General features: G+C 61.6%; 15 protein-coding genes. 5 read left to right on the forward strand and 10 right to left on the reverse strand.

All coding sequences use genetic code 11. The annotated features are described in order from the left end of the window. Window positions 1–29: 29 nt before the first annotated feature. The 4 genes from RDN59_RS05120 to RDN59_RS05135 are packed head-to-tail and all read right to left on the reverse strand — an operon-like array spanning window position 30 to window position 5,219. Entirely contained in the window at window positions 30–2,126 is a 2,097-nt protein-coding gene (locus tag RDN59_RS05120) for an ATP-dependent DNA helicase RecG (RefSeq protein ID WP_308606906.1), read from the reverse strand. A 3-nt stretch (window positions 2,127–2,129) separates the two neighbouring features. After that, complete coding sequence (locus RDN59_RS05125; RefSeq protein ID WP_308606907.1) at window positions 2,130–3,569, reverse strand: DAK2 domain-containing protein; 1,440 nt, start codon at window positions 3,567–3,569, stop codon at window positions 2,130–2,132. Window positions 3,570–3,579: 10 nt separating this feature from the next. After that, window positions 3,580–4,188 carry a uracil-DNA glycosylase gene (locus RDN59_RS05130; RefSeq protein WP_308606919.1) on the reverse strand — a complete coding sequence of 203 codons (609 nt, stop codon included), beginning with the start codon at window positions 4,186–4,188 and terminating at the stop codon, window positions 3,580–3,582. Window positions 4,189–4,223: 35 nt separating this feature from the next. Further along, the gene (locus RDN59_RS05135) at window positions 4,224–5,219 is read right to left on the reverse strand and encodes a thiamine-phosphate kinase (protein ID WP_308606908.1); all 996 of its coding nucleotides are present in this window, start codon (window positions 5,217–5,219) and stop codon (window positions 4,224–4,226) included. Window positions 5,220–5,281: 62 nt separating this feature from the next. On the opposite strand from RDN59_RS05135, the gene RDN59_RS05140 reads away from it, so the two are divergent. After that, complete coding sequence (locus tag RDN59_RS05140) at window positions 5,282–6,196, forward strand: DUF3515 domain-containing protein (RefSeq protein WP_308606909.1); 915 nt, start codon at window positions 5,282–5,284, stop codon at window positions 6,194–6,196. Window positions 6,197–6,262: 66 nt separating this feature from the next. Here the strand turns inward: RDN59_RS05140 and RDN59_RS05145 are convergent, their stop codons facing one another. Next, on the reverse strand, window positions 6,263–7,333 hold the full coding sequence (locus RDN59_RS05145; RefSeq protein WP_308606910.1) for a D-alanine--D-alanine ligase family protein: 1,071 nt from the start codon (window positions 7,331–7,333) through the stop codon (window positions 6,263–6,265). Window positions 7,334–7,354: 21 nt separating this feature from the next. Further along, the gene (locus RDN59_RS05150) at window positions 7,355–8,353 is read right to left on the reverse strand and encodes an NAD(P)H-dependent glycerol-3-phosphate dehydrogenase (protein WP_308606920.1); all 999 of its coding nucleotides are present in this window, start codon (window positions 8,351–8,353) and stop codon (window positions 7,355–7,357) included. Window positions 8,354–8,502: 149 nt separating this feature from the next. On the opposite strand from RDN59_RS05150, the gene RDN59_RS05155 reads away from it, so the two are divergent. Beyond that, on the forward strand, window positions 8,503–9,501 hold the full coding sequence (locus RDN59_RS05155; RefSeq protein WP_308606911.1) for a bifunctional NUDIX hydrolase/histidine phosphatase family protein: 999 nt from the start codon (window positions 8,503–8,505) through the stop codon (window positions 9,499–9,501). 49 nt (window positions 9,502–9,550) lie between these two features. Here the strand turns inward: RDN59_RS05155 and RDN59_RS05160 are convergent, their stop codons facing one another. From RDN59_RS05160 to leuC, 3 genes are all read right to left on the reverse strand, one after another. Beyond that, window positions 9,551–10,435 (reverse strand): hypothetical protein, encoded by an 885-nt coding sequence (locus RDN59_RS05160; protein WP_308606912.1) that lies wholly within the window; start codon window positions 10,433–10,435, stop codon window positions 9,551–9,553. Between the two features lie 75 nt (window positions 10,436–10,510). Beyond that, the gene (gene leuD / locus RDN59_RS05165; RefSeq protein ID WP_308606913.1) at window positions 10,511–11,101 is read right to left on the reverse strand and encodes a 3-isopropylmalate dehydratase small subunit; all 591 of its coding nucleotides are present in this window, start codon (window positions 11,099–11,101) and stop codon (window positions 10,511–10,513) included. Window positions 11,102–11,117: 16 nt separating this feature from the next. Then, window positions 11,118–12,560 (reverse strand): 3-isopropylmalate dehydratase large subunit, encoded by a 1,443-nt coding sequence (gene leuC, locus RDN59_RS05170; protein ID WP_308606914.1) that lies wholly within the window; start codon window positions 12,558–12,560, stop codon window positions 11,118–11,120. 48 nt (window positions 12,561–12,608) lie between these two features. On the opposite strand from leuC, the gene RDN59_RS05175 reads away from it, so the two are divergent. Beyond that, window positions 12,609–13,322 carry an IclR family transcriptional regulator gene (locus RDN59_RS05175; RefSeq protein WP_308606915.1) on the forward strand — a complete coding sequence of 238 codons (714 nt, stop codon included), beginning with the start codon at window positions 12,609–12,611 and terminating at the stop codon, window positions 13,320–13,322. Between the two features lie 40 nt (window positions 13,323–13,362). On the opposite strand, the gene RDN59_RS05180 is transcribed toward RDN59_RS05175, so the two are convergent. Then, on the reverse strand, window positions 13,363–14,166 hold the full coding sequence (locus RDN59_RS05180; RefSeq protein WP_308606916.1) for a hypothetical protein: 804 nt from the start codon (window positions 14,164–14,166) through the stop codon (window positions 13,363–13,365). A 172-nt stretch (window positions 14,167–14,338) separates the two neighbouring features. On the opposite strand from RDN59_RS05180, the gene RDN59_RS05185 reads away from it, so the two are divergent. Together RDN59_RS05185 and RDN59_RS05190 are read left to right on the forward strand one after the other, a co-directional pair. Then, complete coding sequence (locus RDN59_RS05185) at window positions 14,339–14,482, forward strand: zinc transporter permease (RefSeq protein ID WP_308606921.1); 144 nt, start codon at window positions 14,339–14,341, stop codon at window positions 14,480–14,482. A gap of 118 nt (window positions 14,483–14,600) precedes the next feature. After that, a complete protein-coding gene (locus RDN59_RS05190; protein ID WP_308606917.1) occupies window positions 14,601–15,359 on the forward strand; it encodes a hypothetical protein in 759 nt (252 codons plus the stop codon). Window positions 15,360–15,665 lie beyond the last annotated feature (306 nt).

A 15,665-nucleotide genomic window follows, 5' to 3' on the forward strand; every position in this document is an offset into this window, starting at 1 on the left:
TCTCCCCTCAGCTGTGCGCGGTGACTGACCTAGTTCTTCTCCAAAAACTCCTGCTCATCCGCACTCAAATTGTGTGTCAACTCCACCGCTAACGTGGGATTGCGCTTTACCAATGCGGCAGCATCGGCATGCGTGCGCTCGACGATGTCTCGGTCATGACTGAGATCGAGTAGTTTCAGCGTGCGCTTGGTGCCAGATTGCAACGTTCCTAAGATGTCCCCTTCGTGGCGCTGCCGAAGATCCAACTCCGCCAAGTCAAAACCTGATGGAGTGTCAGCAATCGCCTGGATGCGCCGGTAGGACTTGCTGTCGGGCTCGGCGGTGGTATGCAGCAAGCACACGGAGTCGTTGCCACCGCGCCCCACGCGCCCACGCAACTGGTGCAACTGCGAGACGCCAAAATTCTCCGATTCGCGGATAAGCATGACGGTGGCGTTGGGCACGTCGACGCCGACCTCGATGACGGTGGTCGCCACGAGGACGTCGATTTCCCCGCGCGCGAACCGCTCCATGACCTCATCCTTATCAGGCATTTTGCCGTGGAGCATCTCCACCCGCAGACCCCGCAGCGGCAGGTTTCGCAGCTGTACGGACATTGATTCCACGCCGCCCTCGCCTTCAATCCGCGGGCAGACGATATAGGCCTGGTGCCCCTTTTCTACCTCTTCGCGGATTCTCTCGATGGCGCGGCGTACCCATTCCGGTTTCCATTCGGGCACCACCGCGGACAAGATAGGCTTTCGCCCGCCAGGCAGCTCCTTGAGCGTGGACACGGCCAGATCTCCGAAGACGGTCATGGCAATCGTGCGCGGGATTGGTGTCGCCGTCATGACCAGCAGGTGCGGGCTGGTACCCTCCCGGGTTTTGGTGCGCAGGCTATCGCGCTGTTCCACGCCGAAACGGTGCTGCTCGTCCACGATGACGAGACCTAAGTCGAAGAACTCCACCGTGTCTTGGATGATGGCATGCGTTCCGATGACGATATCGGCCTCACCGGAGACAATCTCCAGGAGCGCTTGCCGCTTCTCCGCTGTCTTCATCGAGCCGGTCAGCACGGTGACGGTGACCCCGTCGGGAACGCTGGCGCTAATCGACGCCCCATGCTGTGCCGCCAGCACCTCCGTCGGCGCGAGAAGCGCAGCCTGCTTGCCGGCATCGACCGCCTGCAGCATGGCGCACGTGGCCACCAGGGTCTTACCCGAGCCCACCTCGCCCTGCAGTAGACGCATCATGGGCGCGGTGCCACACAGGTCCGCGTCGATCTCCGCGATGACTCGGCGCTGGCCCGCAGTCAGCTCGAAGGGCAACTCGCTGAGCAGTTCGTCGCGGTAGCCATCCAAAATCGCTGGCATCGGGGTTGCCGTGCGTGCCTTGACATCGCGCTGACGCAGGGCCATGACCAGCCCAATCGACAGCGCCTCATTGTATTTCAGGCGTTGGATGGCGCGTTCGGGCCCGTGCTCACCCGGTTCGTGGATCTCGCGGACGGCTTGGTCCAGTGTCACCATCATGCGGTAATCCAGCGGCTCCGGAATCGGTGGCGTGTGCTGAAGCACCTTGTGGATAGCGCCCATGACGTACCACGATGTCACCTTCCCGCTAGCCGGGTAGACGGGGATCCATTCGCGCTGCAGGAACGTTTCCAATGAACCGAATTGGGAAAGCTTCTTCAGCGAGCCCGTCCCCTGCCCTGACGTGCTATCCAGCAAGGATTCCTGATAACGGCCGGGATCGAGGATGAGGAAGTCTGGGTGCTGCAGGCTGGGGTATCCCCGAAAGTACTTCAGCTTGCCAGACAGCATGACGCGCATGCCGCGCCCCAGCACGCGCTGCACGTAGTGCGCGTTAAAGAAAGAGGCCTGGACTCCACTATCCATGTAGAGGATAAAGACCATGGCTTTGGAGGTGTGCTTGACGCGGACATCCTCAATAACACCGGTGATGGTGACGTGATCACCGTCCTCGGCACCGCCGAGGCCGACGTCCTTGTTGTGGCGGATGTAGTCGCGTGGGTAGTGGCTGAGCAGCTCGCCGCACGTGGTGTACCCGAAGGCACGCTTGAATGCCGAGGCATCCTTCTTTGCCAGAATCTCCGTCAGCGCACGGTCATCCTGCCACCCCAGCATGGCTTACTCCACCCCGATCTCGGTACGCAGCCCGGCTACTCGCAGCACCACCACGTCGACGCCAAGGAGCTGCGCCAGCTCTTCCTCATCGATCTCGAGTCCGGTGAGCACGGTGATCTGCTCCCCGCCGTAAGCCAATTGGCTGCGGCACGACGCCACAATCCCGTCGAGGGATTCTGTATCCGGATGCACCACCCGCATCGAGCGTGCGGCATCCGCCATGGCGGCCACTGCCTCGGCGGTGTGGGCGGAACCCGGTGAGTAGACCGACAGCGCGGCGAGCCCGGACACGAGGGAATCAGTCGGGATAAGCGTGGCTGTACCGGGCGCTCCGCCGTAACCGTTGGGCAAGAAGAGATCACCCGCCTTCGCGGCGCAAGGGCCGTCGCCGGGCTTGACGGTATCCGCCCCGGCCTTTTCAAAAAGCTCCCGCGCGGCCCCTTCGGGGACTGCGGCGAAGATGCGCCGCCCGGCACGGTCGGCAGACTGCATTTCGCCGGCCGCTGGATCGCCGACGGAGGGAAGCACCTCGAGGCGAAGGCTACTGACTTTTCCGAGGCCATAGGCTTGCTCTATGACCGCACCGGCTTGAACGCTATGAATATGCACGCTCGCCGAATCCTCCGTGGCTCGCGCGATGACGAGGCTATTGCCCAGCGGGTTAAGTGCCTCCTCGATCTGGGCGAGGTCTCCCTCGAAGAAGAAGATGACTTCAATCTCCGCGCCCGACCCAGTCTGTGGCGCGGCACATTTCTCTCCGTGAGACGGCACCGATTCGGTCGGCGTGAGCTCTGCCCCTTCAGGTTCTATAGCCACAGGTTGGGGCGCGGTCTCTTCACCGGTGAGCTGGGCCAGCAAGCATTCCAACAAGATGACGAAGCCGGCTCCGCCGGCGTCTACGACACCGGCCTCGCGCAGCGCCGGCAGCTGGGAAGGGGTCTCCGCTAGGGCTTGCCGGGCGGCGTTAACCGCCGCGACCAAGATTCCGTGCAGCTGCGCGCCGGACTGCTCGGCGGCCTTGCTGGCAGCGGCGGCCGAGGCACGCAGCACAGTGATGATGGTGCCTTCCACTGGGGAGGCCAGAGCACGGTCGACCAGCGTGACGGCCAGCGAGAGGGCATCCGCCAAGACCGAACCATCCACGTGCGAATCCGTCGTGGCGTCAGCCACCCCGCGCAATACCTGGGACAACACCATCCCGGAGTTGCCACGAGCTCCGCGTACCGAACCGATGGCCAGGGCTTCAGCCACGTCCATCTCGCCTTTATTGGCCTCCGCCAGAGCAGATTCCATGGTGTGCGCCATGTTGGAACCCGTGTCAGAATCGGGCACCGGGAACACGTTAAGAGCGTTAATCTCGGCGCGGCGGCGCTGTAGCTCCTTAACGGTTCGCGCGGCCCACTCGTGCAGGCCACGGGCATCCAACTCGGCGGGATAAGACATGGTGGCTAGTCTACAAGCGCCAGTCCACTGCCGAGACGCCACGGGCCCCTAAGGCCGCATTTGCCCGCGAAAAAGGACGCGATCCAAAGAAGCCGCGTCGTGCTGACAGGGGTGAAGGATGCGGGGAGGTGATGCACTCCGTACCCGGCAGGAAGGCCTGGCAGGTTTGGGCATCGCGCCCCCACAAGATGGCCACAATATCGCGCCCCGCCAACGCTCTAATGGCGGCCTCCGTAATCGCTTCCCAGCCGAGCCTGCGGTGCGAGCCGGCCTGGCCCGGGGCCACGGTAAGCACCCTGTTCAGCAGCAGCACACCCTGGTCAAACCACGCCCGCAGGTCCCCATCCGCGCGACCGGTGATCCCGAGGTCGTCGTGAAGCTCGGCGTAAATATTCTGCAACGAGCGGGGAGCCGGCACCCCGGGGCGCGTAGAAAAGGATAAGCCCATGGCATGGCCCGGGGTGGGATAGGGATCCTGGCCCACGATGAGGACGCGTACGTCGTCGAGGGGCATCGACAAGGCAGCGAATACGTCCTCGGCCGGGGGCAGGAAGTCTTGGCCGATCTGCTGCTCAAGGCGCGGCAGATTCTCCTCCAGCGCTTGCCGGATGTGAGGCATCCACGAATAGTGGATGCGGGAGGTATCGATGTGGCTCACGCGAATCCCTCCCAGCCCTCGCGGTAGCGAGGTTCTTCTCCGCTGATGGTGACACCGGTACCGCGCATCACCCGGCCTACTTCCCGGAACCCAGAGGGAGCGGCCTTGTAGGTGGTGGCCAACAGCGTGTGGTCCTCCCCTCCCGTCAGGACCCATTCCCAGGGATCGATATCGAGCACCGCGCCGGCAGCAGCTAGGAGCGGATCCGGGGCAATAGCTGCGCGGTCGAAGTCGATGCGCACCCCGGAGCGTTGTGCCAAATGCCCCACATCACGCACTAAGCCATCCGAGTTATCTGTCATCGCGGTCGAACCCGTTGCCCGAGCGATAACCCCACGCCCAGGGCTCAGGGTGGGGGCACAGTGGGCGTCGACCAGCGGCCACAGCTCCTCTAGTTCCGGGGGCAGCGCGCGGCCAAAGCGCTGGAGCAGAGCAAGGCCCGCTCCGGAGTAGCCAATCTTGCCGTGCGCCACCAGCTTTTGGCCCGCGCGTGCTCCATCCAGGGTCAACGGCGCTCCACTTCCGCCCAGAGAGCCCATCGCCGTGACACTGATGACCAAGCTGTCGCTGCGGGTAAGGTCGCCGCCGACCAGCTCTGCGTTATAGACCGCGCAGCGCTCAGCGATGCCCTGCGCAATCCCCCGCACGAAATCCACCGGGGTCTCCCCTGGGGCGGCAATAGCCAGCAGTGCTGCGGTGGGCCGGGCACCCATCGCCTCGATATCGGCGAAATTGCGCACGATAGCCTTTTGCCCAATTTCTACAGCGGTCGACCAATCCCGGCGGAAATGCCTGCCTTCTACCATCATGTCTGTCGCTGCCACCGTGCGGGAATTGGGCGCTGCCGGGTACAGCACCGCGGCATCGTCGCCATTAAGCGCGCTCGGGGCGGCGGTGACAATCTCATGGATGACATGCCGTTCACCGGCCTGGTCGAGGGTATGCGATAAACCCACCGTCACGGACTCCTTTTCCTTGCGTGGGCCACGCACCGTAGGCGTGCGCGCCTTCCGCGTTCGTTCTTCCTGGACTATCAGCGATAGGATAAGCCCCTATGGATACCCAATTTAACCGCACCGCAATCTACGTCTCACTCGGGATCGCCATCGCGATGGTCTTCGCGGTGATTTTTGGGGCAAAATACGTCTTCACCACCGCTGCCCAGCAACCGGTAGCGCTGCCTCCAACCCCCTCTGAGGCGGCGGATTCCCCCGAGTGTGCTGCCGTGGTCGAGGCCCTGCCGGACAAGCTTATGGGCTACTCACGTGTCGATCTCGTTGAGCCGGCTCCCGCGGGTGCTGCGGCCTGGGCGAAGAACTCGGAGGACAAGATTACGCTGCGCTGTGGTGTTGACCTGCCGCAGCAATACACCGAGTATTCCCAAACTGTGGAGGCTGACGGCGAATCCTGGCTGCAGGTCGTTGACGCCACTCCAGGCTCTAATCTTACGACGTGGTACAGCACCGCGCGCGTGCCCGCCGTCGCGGTCACCACTACCTCCGAGAAGGCACAAGACGACGCGCCGGAAGGTCTCGGTGATGCCCTTGGTCACTTAGATAAGGAGCAGCAGCAGCCCAGTGCCGCCCCGCTATCCCAACTGAAGGCGGGCCCCGATTCCATGTGCACCAAGCTGGAGAAGTCCTTGCCGGAGACCCTCGCGGAAGGTTATTCGCGCCGCGAGGATGTCGGTGACAAGAACACCTGGGTCTTCAGTGCGCCGGGCCAGGAAGAGATCGTCGTGCGCTGTGGTGTGGCTGCACCGGAGAACTACCGCGCAGGTGTCCAGCTGCAGCAGGTCAATGACGTGCCCTGGTTCGAGGACACCACGCTGGCAGAAGGCACCACGGCCGGCACGTGGTTCGCGCTCGGCCGAGCGGAGGATCTCGCACTGTCTGCTCCGCAGGAGGCAGCCAATTCCGCGCTGGTGCGGCTGAGCGACGCCCTCGTGGCCGCCACCCCTTCCCAGTAGGGACCGCGGCTTGCGCGACCACAGCCGGCCCTTCGCACTCGGCTTAGGGACTAGGTGGGCTAAAGACTAGGAACGCGCAAGCGCGGTTTGGATGAGGGTATCCAGTAGCTCGGCATAGCCCACACCCACGGTGGCGAATACCTGGGGGTACATCGAGATGGGTGTGAAGCCGGGGAAGGTGTTCACCTCGTTAATGCAGTAGGAATCCTCGCTGACGAAGAAATCCACGCGGGACAGGCCGGCAGCGCCCAGAGCACGGAAAGCCTCAATAGCGCGCTGGCGAAGCTCAGCGGTTAGTTCTTCGCTCAACGGCGCGGGGATTTCCGCCGAAACGCCCTCGTCGATGTACTTGGCATCGAAGTCATAAAAGCCTTCTTCGGACTCCGTAGTGCCCAAAAGTTTGGCTGGAACGGAGGCCCGGAGGCTACCGTCTGGGTGCTCGAGGACGCCCACTTCGACCTCTGCACCGCGAATTTCCGGCTCGACGAGGACCTTGTCATCGGACTCGTAGGCCAGAGCCAGCGCGGCCGCGAGATCCTCCCACGCAGAAACCTTGGACACACCGATGGAGGAGCCACCGCGCGCCGGTTTCACAAAGACGGGCAGGCCGAGGCGCTCCTTTTGGGCGTCGCTCAGCGTGGCTTCCCCAGTGAGCACCTCTTGGGGTGCCACAGGAAGACCTTCCGCGACCAGAAGCTTCTTGGTGAATTCCTTGTCCATTCCCACGGCCGAGGCCAGCACGCCCGCGCCCACGTAAGGGATGCCGGAGAGCTCGAAAAGCCCCTGGACCGTCCCATCTTCACCGTAGGGGCCATGGAGAACCGGCACAATGACATCCACTTCGGTGTAGTGCTCATGGCGAGTGACGTTGTGGATACGTCCGCGCGTGGCGGGGTTTAGGGAAAGCGCCAGCTCATCGTGCAGCTCTACCTCGGGCAGGCGCCCATCGACGATGCCGAGGCCCTCCCGACTGCCCTGAGTCCAGGTGCCCTCTCGCGTGATGCCGATCGGCACAACCTCGTACTTGTCTGGGTCAAGGTGCTCCATGATTGCGCCGGCGGAGATGCACGACACTGAATGCTCGGAGCTGCGCCCGCCGTACACAACGGCAACGCGCACAGGTTTCGCTTCAGTCATACCGAGCAACTTTACTCGGCTTTACTCAGCTTTCTTGGTGCGACCCATCAGAGCCACGATCATGTCGTCGACAGTCACCCCGCGGTGGCACACACCATAGACCGCTTGGGTAATCGGCATCTCTACGCCTGCACGCTGCGCCAGCCTAAAGATGGAATCGGAAGAGATAACTCCTTCCGCTACCTGCCCGTTGGTGGCGGCTGTGGCTTCCTCCAGGGTGCCGCCCTGGCCGAGGCGGTAGCCAAAGGTGCGGTTGCGGGACAACGTCGAGCTACAGGTTGCCACGAGGTCACCCATACCAGCGAGACCAGAGAAGGTGAACGGGTCCGCTCCCAGCTTCACGCCGAGACGAGTAATCTCCGCGAGACCTCGGGTGATGATGCTGGCCATGGTGTTGTTTCCCAGTCCCTTACCCGCAGCCATGCCGCAGGCAAGTGCAATCACGTTCTTGCAGGCGCCGCCAATTTCCGCGCCGATGACATCGGTGTTGGTATAGGGCCGGAAATAGGGTGCTGCGGCGGCATGCTGGACAGCCTTGGCACGGTCGGCGTCGCGGCACGCAATAACCGTGGCTGCCGGCTGCTCCTGGGCCACCTCCTTGGCCAAGTTGGGCCCGGAGAGCACCGCAATGCGGTCCGGGGAAACACCGGCGGCATCGGCAATCACCTCGCTCATCAGGCTAAGGGTGGACTTCTCCACGCCCTTGGAAATCGATACTAAAGTTGCATCCTCCGGCAGCAGCGGTGCCCATTTCTCTAGGTTGGACCGCAAGGTCTGCGAGGGGACGCCGAAGATGACGATGTCCGCATCCTCCAGCGCATCAGCTGGATCGGTGGTAGCGCGGATGGAGGCGGGCAACGGGAGATCTGGGAGATAATCCGGGTTCTCGTGGCGTGCATTGATGGCCTGGGCTAGCTCTTCACGGCGCGCCCACAAGCGGACGTCATTGCCGGCATCGGCAAAAACCTTTGCCAGCGTAGTTCCCCACGAGCCCGCACCCAATACTGTTACGTTCACTATGTGCCACCTCACTGTAGATTCCCGGTTTATCGGCTTTCCCCATTAAAGCACGCTCGGCATTAAAGCACGCTCGGCGCGTAAGGCTGCATCGCGGCAGTGAGTGGAGGAAAATGGAAAAGGTTAGAAGCTACTGGCGCAAAAGGAGCAGCATGCCCAAGGCAAAGAACATGCACGAGACGGACAAAGACATTAAATCCGAGGTCTTTATTTCCGGCCGACACCAAGAAGTGCCCGTCGATCCGGCCGATGAGTTTAAGCGCACGACCCTGGCCGCCGGCGCGGTTCTCTGGCGCGGTGACCCGCACGATCCGGAAGTCGCCCTCATTCATCGCCCGCACTATGACGATTGGTCACTGCCCAAGGGCAAGGTGGATCCGGGCGAATCCCTTCCTGTTACCGCCGCGCGCGAGATCCTCGAGGAAACAGGTTATACCGTGCGCTTGGGCAAACTCATCGGCAAGGTAGCTTACCCAGTGCAGGGCCGCACCAAGGTGGTCTACTACTGGCTGGCCCGTGTACTCGACGGTGAATACACCCCGAATGAAGAGACCGATGAGCTGCGTTGGATGAAGATCGATGATGCCTGCGCATTGCTCTCTTATGACGTTGATGCACAGGTCTTGGCCAAGGCCAAGAAGCGCCTGCGCCTCGCACCAACGACCCGTGTTCTCTACGTACGCCATGCCCGCGCGCACCAGCGCCGCACCTGGGAGGGTGATGATGACCTGCGCCCACTGGATAAGAAGGGGCGCCGCCAGGCGGAGATGCTCGTGCCGATGCTCACGCCTTTCCATCCGACCGCCATTTACAGCGCCCCGCCGCAGCGCTGCCAGCACACCGCTGCCCCGCTGGCCGATGAACTCGGCATGGACATCGCCGTTAACAAGGCTTTCGGCGATGATGTTTTCGTCGAATCGCCTGAGGACGCACGTGCTGCCTTCCAGCGCGTGGTCGACGGCGGCGGCGTTCCGGTCATCGTGAGCCAAGGGCTGACCATTCCCGGCATCATCGAGTCCTACGCGCCGAAGTTCATTCAAGAACCAATCGAAGAACTCAAGTTCAAGAAAGCGTCGGTGTGGGTTCTTTCCTTCAACGACGGTGAGCTTACCGGGGCGGACTACCTGGCTAGCCCGCTTCCTGTGCGCTAAGTACGGCATCGCCGCCGTCTCTCAGGAGCTTCACTGCTGCCCTGCTGTCTTATTCCCACCGCGCTGCAGGGCGGCGCTGCATCGCTCGCGTGAAGAGGAGCATTCCCAGCGCCCAGATTGGATACGCCGCGAGCACCCCTACGATAGGGATAAATATGACGAAGCTCACGATCAAGGAGCCCACCAAGATAAAGAGCAGCGACTGCCCTAGATTTTCCATGACCAGGTTGATAGCCTCCCGGAAGCAATCGATGAGCGGCTTATCTGGGTTATCCGCCTTGATCGCGGGCGCTGGCCACAGGAGCGCATAGAGAATCAGCCCAGGGAATCCGCCGGCAAGAGTTCCGATCGTTGTCACAGCGAAGAAGCACGCTTCGACTCCGGCGCTCCCGCTGAGGCGGGCAAACCTAAAGTAGTCGCGGAAGGTGACCTTCTCCCCATCAGCGATCTTCCGGGAACCATTAAAGAGGTTCGCCATCAGCCAGAAAAGATAAGCGAAGGCGACTAGCCCCATGACAACCATGAGAGGGATCCCCACGGTAGGTACCAAGGGCTCGATGTCCGTGCCGTTTTCTTCCATTGCTGCGAAGATGCCGCCTACAACGGTACTCGGCACAAGAAGAAGAGCAAAAGTGATGATCAAATGCACCAGCATGGCCAACATCCCTGGCACAGGCTGCTTAAGGTAGCCCTTGAATGATTGGCCCACAATATCCATGGCGTCGATGGGCTGGGCGGGAGCCCCGCCTGGTGGATTTCCAGCCCAGGCGCCAGGCTGACGCTCACCGTAGCTGCCGGACTGCTGATAACCGTAGTTCCCTGGCTGTTGATAGCCATACCCCGCGGTGTCGTGATAGTCATAGCCGCCATACCCGCCTGCGCCGCCAAACTGATTGCCGCTGTCCCCGCTAAAGCTTTGATAAGGATTGCTCATGCCGAGGATGTTAACGGCGCTATATGTCCGGCGCCACAGGAGGCGGGGAATGCTCCCACACCTCCATTGCTCACGTTAAGATGCTGCGACGCGGGGCTTAAATCCCGGGCGCGTGCCCTCAAAGGCCTCGATATCTTTCTCATTGCGTAGGGTCAGGCCGATATCGTCGAGACCCTCCATGAGGCGCCAGCGAGTGTAATCATCGATCTCAAAGGTGTAGCTGTTGCCGCCAACGGTAACCGTGCGCGCTTCCAGATCCACGGTGGTTTTGGTTTCACCGGACTCCAGCTGCTTCCAGATGAGCTCGATGTCTTCTTGCTCCATGAGCCCCGTCAGCAGTCCGGCCTTTCCGGAATTGCCGCGGAAAATATCGGCGAAACGGGAGGAAAATACCGCCTTGAATCCATACTCAGCAAGCGCCCATACCGCGTGCTCACGAGAAGAACCGGTCCCAAAGTCCGGACCCGCGAAAAGCACAGAGCCTTCCTTGAACGGTGCCTGGTTGAGAATGAAGTTCTCGTCGCTGCGCCAGTTGGAAAACAGGCCGTCGGCGAATCCCGTGCGCTTTACCGACTTCAGGTAGCGCGCAGGAATGATCTGGTCGGTATCCACATTGGACACTCGCAGTGGAACGCCGACGCCAGTATGAGTTACGAACTTCTCCATTGTCTTTTCCCTTTCCTTAGGCGCCGGCTACGGCGGCATCGTCGATATCTGCTGGTGCGGCCAGGTGGCCCAGGACAGCTGTCGCTGCGGCAACGGCCGGGGACACCAAGTGGGTACGGCCACCGGGGCCCTGGCGGCCCTCAAAGTTGCGGTTGCTTGTCGACGCCGACCTCTCCCCCGGCTTCAGCTGGTCCGGGTTCATGCCCAGGCACATCGAGCAACCTGCAGTGCGCCATTCGGCGCCGAAGTCGGTGAAAATCTTATCCAAGCCTTCTTCCTCAGCCTGCGTCTTGACCACGGCCGATGACGGGACCACCATCATGCGGGTATCGGCCGCGATGCTGCGCCCCTTGACTACCTCAGCGGCTGCGCGCAGGTCCTCGATACGAGCGTTCGTGCAGGAACCCAAGAAGACAGTATCGATGTGGATATCGCGCAACGGCGTGCCCGGCGTGAGGTCCATGTACGCCAGGGCCTTCTCGACTGCGGCCTTCTCACCGTCGTCACCACACTCCTCCGGGTCAGGCACCACAGCGCTCAGTGGCAGGCCCTGTCCCGGGTTGGTGCCCCAAGTGACAAACGGGGTGAGGGCGGAGCCGTCGATCTCTACGACTGTGTCGAATTCCGCGCCCTCGTCAGTCGGCAGCGTCTTCCAGTATTCAACCGCTGCATCCCAATCCTCGCCCTGCGGGGCGAACTCGCGGCCTTTGACGTACTCGAAGGTGGTTTCATCCGGAGCAACCATGCCAGCGCGGGCACCAGCCTCGATGGACATGTTGCAGATCGTCATGCGCGCTTCCATCGACATCTTGCGAATGGCCTCGCCGCGGTACTCGATAATGTGGCCCTGGCCGCCGCCAGTGCCAATCTTGGCGATGATAGCCAAAATCAAGTCCTTGGCCGAAACACCTTCCGCCAGCTCTCCGCTGACCTCAATGGCCATCGTCTTAAAAGGCTTGAGCGAAAGCGTCTGGGTGGCCATGACGTGCTCAACTTCGGAGGTACCGATGCCCATGGCGATGGAGCCGAAGGCGCCGTGCGTCGACGTGTGCGAGTCACCGCAGACGATGGTCATGCCCGGCTGGGTGATACCCAACTGTGGGCCAACGGTGTGGACGATGCCCTGCTGGGCATCACCCATCGAGTGCAGGCGTACGCCGAACTCTTCACAGTTCTTGCGCAGGGTAGATACCTGTGTGCGGGAAACTTCGTCCTTAATTTCCAAGAGGTTTCCGGTCTTTATACCTACCGTAGGAACGTTGTGGTCCTCCGTGGCTAAGTGCAACTCAGGGTGCCGCATTGTCCGTCCAGCCAGGCGCAGACCGTCGAAGGCCTGGGGGCTGGTAACTTCATGCAAGAGCTGGAAGTCAATGTAGAGGAGATCAGGCTCGCCGTTCTCCCCCTTGCGCACGACATGGTCGCGCCATACCTTCTCTGCGAGTGTCAATTTTTCAGTCATGTATCTCTCCACTTGAAATCTCAATTAATGGGACGTAGATTTCATTATATGGGAGAGTATAGCGCAGTATCAGGAATAAAGGTATTGGATCGCGCAGTTGCCATCATGATGGCCGCGACCAACCGCCCCTCCACACTTAACGAGCTTTGTGAGACCACCGGACTACCCCGAGCAACCGCGCACCGTCTCGCCACGGCGCTCGAGGCACACCGGATCCTCACCCGCACACCCGACGGTAAATGGGGCGCGGGCCCCGCCCTTCCCGGCAACCGGGATCGAATCATCGAGACCGCCGGCCCCATCATGGAGGAGCTTCTCGACGCCACTGGCGAATCCGTCCAGCTCTACGAACTCTCGGGAACCACCCGCACCTGCATTGCCACGCGCGAGCCAGAAATTGGACTACACAACGTGGTCCCTGTAGGCCGCCAGCTACCCCTTACCTCCGGCTCGGCCGCCCGCATCTTCGCAGCTTTTGCGGACGTACACGTTCCCGATGCCCTCTTTAGTGAGCACGACGTCGAGCTCGCACGCACCAACGGTTACTCCGAGTCCATCGAGGAGCGCGAGCCCAACCTTGCCTCGGTTTCCGCCCCCGTCTTCGACGCCGCCGGCAACTTTATCGCCGTACTCTCCGTCTCCGGCTCCGCCGAGCGATTCCGCCCCTCCCCAGCGGAGAAGTTCGCCGACGTGCTTGTCGACGCCTCCTCCCGCCTCACCGCCGCACTATCCCACGACGCTCCGGGAAAAGCGGGACGCTAAAGTTCGCCCACGAATTCCCACCTGTCTAGATACCAGCCGTTTAAATACTCAGCCCGAAGTGCATGGCTAGGCCGCGCAACCCTTCCGGGCCCGTGCTACTCGTCGAAGACAGCGCCTCACCCTTCTCCTGCACCAAGCGCACTGGGTTTCCCGGCTCTCGATTGGGGCGACGCGGCACCCACCCTTGGTGCGGCAGGCGCGCCAGCTCATCTGCGCGCGGCATACGAGCATAGTTAGAGAAGGTTATGGTTTTCCCATCGCGGCTAGCCTGGGTAATCCCCTGGTAGATGCCCACCACGCCTGGCTGCCCCGGCACGGAGACTGCTCCACCGCTGTCCCCTGGTGCCAACGCCACGTCCACAACATAGTTCATTCCCGGGAAGAGCCCTGGGCCACGCACCGCGGTGCCGCACTGCCGTTTGGTAGCCTGCCCGTCGAAGCACACCGTTGCTCCCTCACCAGGCACGGGTGCCATTCCGTCCCCCGTGAGCGGGTTTCCCGCAGAGTAGGTCCCACCGGCAAACTGGATATAAGCCAGGTCATGCCCCGCCGCACCAGAGGGCTTGAACCAGCGAAGCGTACCTACATGCTGGCCTGCATCGTTATACATCTGCTCGCCATTGAGACCGCAGTGCGCCGAGAGCCATGCCCGAGTGGCCTCAACGTAGCCGATACTGCACAGAGAACCATCGGAGGCGACAATTTTTTGACCTTGGGTGACCGGAACGCCCTCGTCGGCCACTGCGGGAGCAGCAAACCCAATGGCCAGCGAGCACGCGCACACGACAGAAGCCAGGCCAGAGAGAAGCCGCGAAGAACGGTGCTGAAGAAACTTTTTCATCATTTCCCCACTCTAGCGCTTTTCACATATGAATCACCTTTCACTTCGTGCACAGTCATCAGGGCGGGACACCCCCACCCACCCCCACTATTGAAAATGTGATGAAAAGTCGCTTTACTGCGACTAGCAGCTACTGAAAATGGAGTGAAAATCCCCGATCCTTTAAGGAGGAATCATGACGCACACCATCCACGACGAGCACACGCACACCCACGGCGAGGGCTGCGGCCACGTCGCCATCCCACACGGCGATCACGTGGACTACCTGCACGATGGCCACCGCCACGCCGCCCACGACGGCCACTGGGACTGCCACTAAGGCTCCCCGCGCTAACGCAGACCTTTGCTGCCCGCTTACTCGCTGTTCTGCACTGAGGGCTGGGCAGCTTTCCCCATTTTCCCACACCATATGGCTAGGCGGGCGTTAGTGTGGGGTCATGACTTCCCCGCAGACCCCCTCCTCCGCACACCGATTCCTCACGGCATTGACCGCCGTAGCCGCCGCGGGTCTACTCGCGGCTGGTTGCTCCTCCAACACCGCCGAAACCGCTGCCCCAGCCTCGAACCCTGCCACCTCTGAGGTAACAGAGCCATCATTCAAGAACACATATCCGGCTTTCCAGCCGCTTAAAGACGACTCCCACGCCGAGGTACCTGCAGGCCCCGAGCCCACCGTTCCTGGTGGCTCCATGCCAGAAGGACAAGCAGGTGCCCAGCCACAAGGCGCACAGCAGCAGCAAGCTGCACAACAGCAGGCACCACAAACTACGCCTCCCCACCTTCAGGGAGTAGAGCCCGGACAGTATGTCATGCCACCTGGAAGCAGGAAAACCATTGAATCCGCGCGCATTGGCTCAATCAACCACATCCACGAGCAGCTGCCAGAGAAACAGATCAATGGCGCAAAGGTCGATGTCTTCGGCACTCCTGCCACGGTATGCCAGACAGGTGATGGCTACAACATCACCTATATCCTCGCAGGGCCGAATACCAGCTGCGACTTTGCCCGCTCGACTGCCGGCCACCTCATGGGGCTCACCATAAGCTCTTTGGAGGATCTACGCGGATACGTCCCCCCACAAATCTCCGTCACCAGTCCGGTTACCCGCCAATCCTACGACCTCGCATGTAAGACCGACGAGCGCGAGATCATTCGTTGCACCGGCGGTAACAACGCGGAAATCATGATCGTGTAGAACCCCCGCTAAAGAAGTAAAGCGCTAAGCCATGTGCATGGCTTAGCGCTTATCGTTGTACCCCGTACGGTGTCTGGTTCGGAGACATCGTTCCGCATGTCTCATGAGATCGTTCCGGTCCAACCAGCACCAATGTCTCACCACATCGATCCGGTAGAAAACCCCGAAGCTAAAACTGCCCAGACTGGGGTTGCCCGCAAATCGTGGACACGTAGTGGAGCTACCTAGTGGTTAGGCAGCTATTTCTTTTCTGCTGTTGATTGCGCCGGCGTGGTTCTCGAAGTCGACGGGGCTGACCATTCCGAG

It is taken from the genome of uncultured Corynebacterium sp. (genome assembly GCF_902489365.1).
Taxonomy (GTDB): Bacteria; Actinomycetota; Actinomycetes; order Mycobacteriales; family Mycobacteriaceae; genus Corynebacterium.

Coding starts and splice junctions, on each gene's coding strand:
- RDN59_RS05120 (WP_308606906.1), bottom strand. CDS start 2,126: ATGCTGGGGTGGCAGGATGACCGTGCGCTGACGGAGATTCTGGCAAAG.
- RDN59_RS05125 (WP_308606907.1), bottom strand. CDS start 3,569: ATGTCTTATCCCGCCGAGTTGGATGCCCGTGGCCTGCACGAGTGGGCC.
- RDN59_RS05130 (WP_308606919.1), bottom strand. CDS start 4,188: ATGCCTCACATCCGGCAAGCGCTGGAGGAGAATCTGCCGCGCCTTGAG.
- RDN59_RS05140 (WP_308606909.1), top strand. CDS start 5,282: ATGGATACCCAATTTAACCGCACCGCAATCTACGTCTCACTCGGGATC.
- RDN59_RS05145 (WP_308606910.1), bottom strand. CDS start 7,333: ATGACTGAAGCGAAACCTGTGCGCGTTGCCGTTGTGTACGGCGGGCGC.
- RDN59_RS05155 (WP_308606911.1), top strand. CDS start 8,503: ATGCCCAAGGCAAAGAACATGCACGAGACGGACAAAGACATTAAATCC.
- RDN59_RS05160 (WP_308606912.1), bottom strand. CDS start 10,435: ATGAGCAATCCTTATCAAAGCTTTAGCGGGGACAGCGGCAATCAGTTT.
- leuD (WP_308606913.1), bottom strand. CDS start 11,101: ATGGAGAAGTTCGTAACTCATACTGGCGTCGGCGTTCCACTGCGAGTG.
- leuC (WP_308606914.1), bottom strand. CDS start 12,560: ATGACTGAAAAATTGACACTCGCAGAGAAGGTATGGCGCGACCATGTC.
- RDN59_RS05175 (WP_308606915.1), top strand. CDS start 12,609: ATGGGAGAGTATAGCGCAGTATCAGGAATAAAGGTATTGGATCGCGCA.
- RDN59_RS05180 (WP_308606916.1), bottom strand. CDS start 14,166: ATGATGAAAAAGTTTCTTCAGCACCGTTCTTCGCGGCTTCTCTCTGGC.
- RDN59_RS05185 (WP_308606921.1), top strand. CDS start 14,339: ATGACGCACACCATCCACGACGAGCACACGCACACCCACGGCGAGGGC.
- RDN59_RS05190 (WP_308606917.1), top strand. CDS start 14,601: ATGACTTCCCCGCAGACCCCCTCCTCCGCACACCGATTCCTCACGGCA.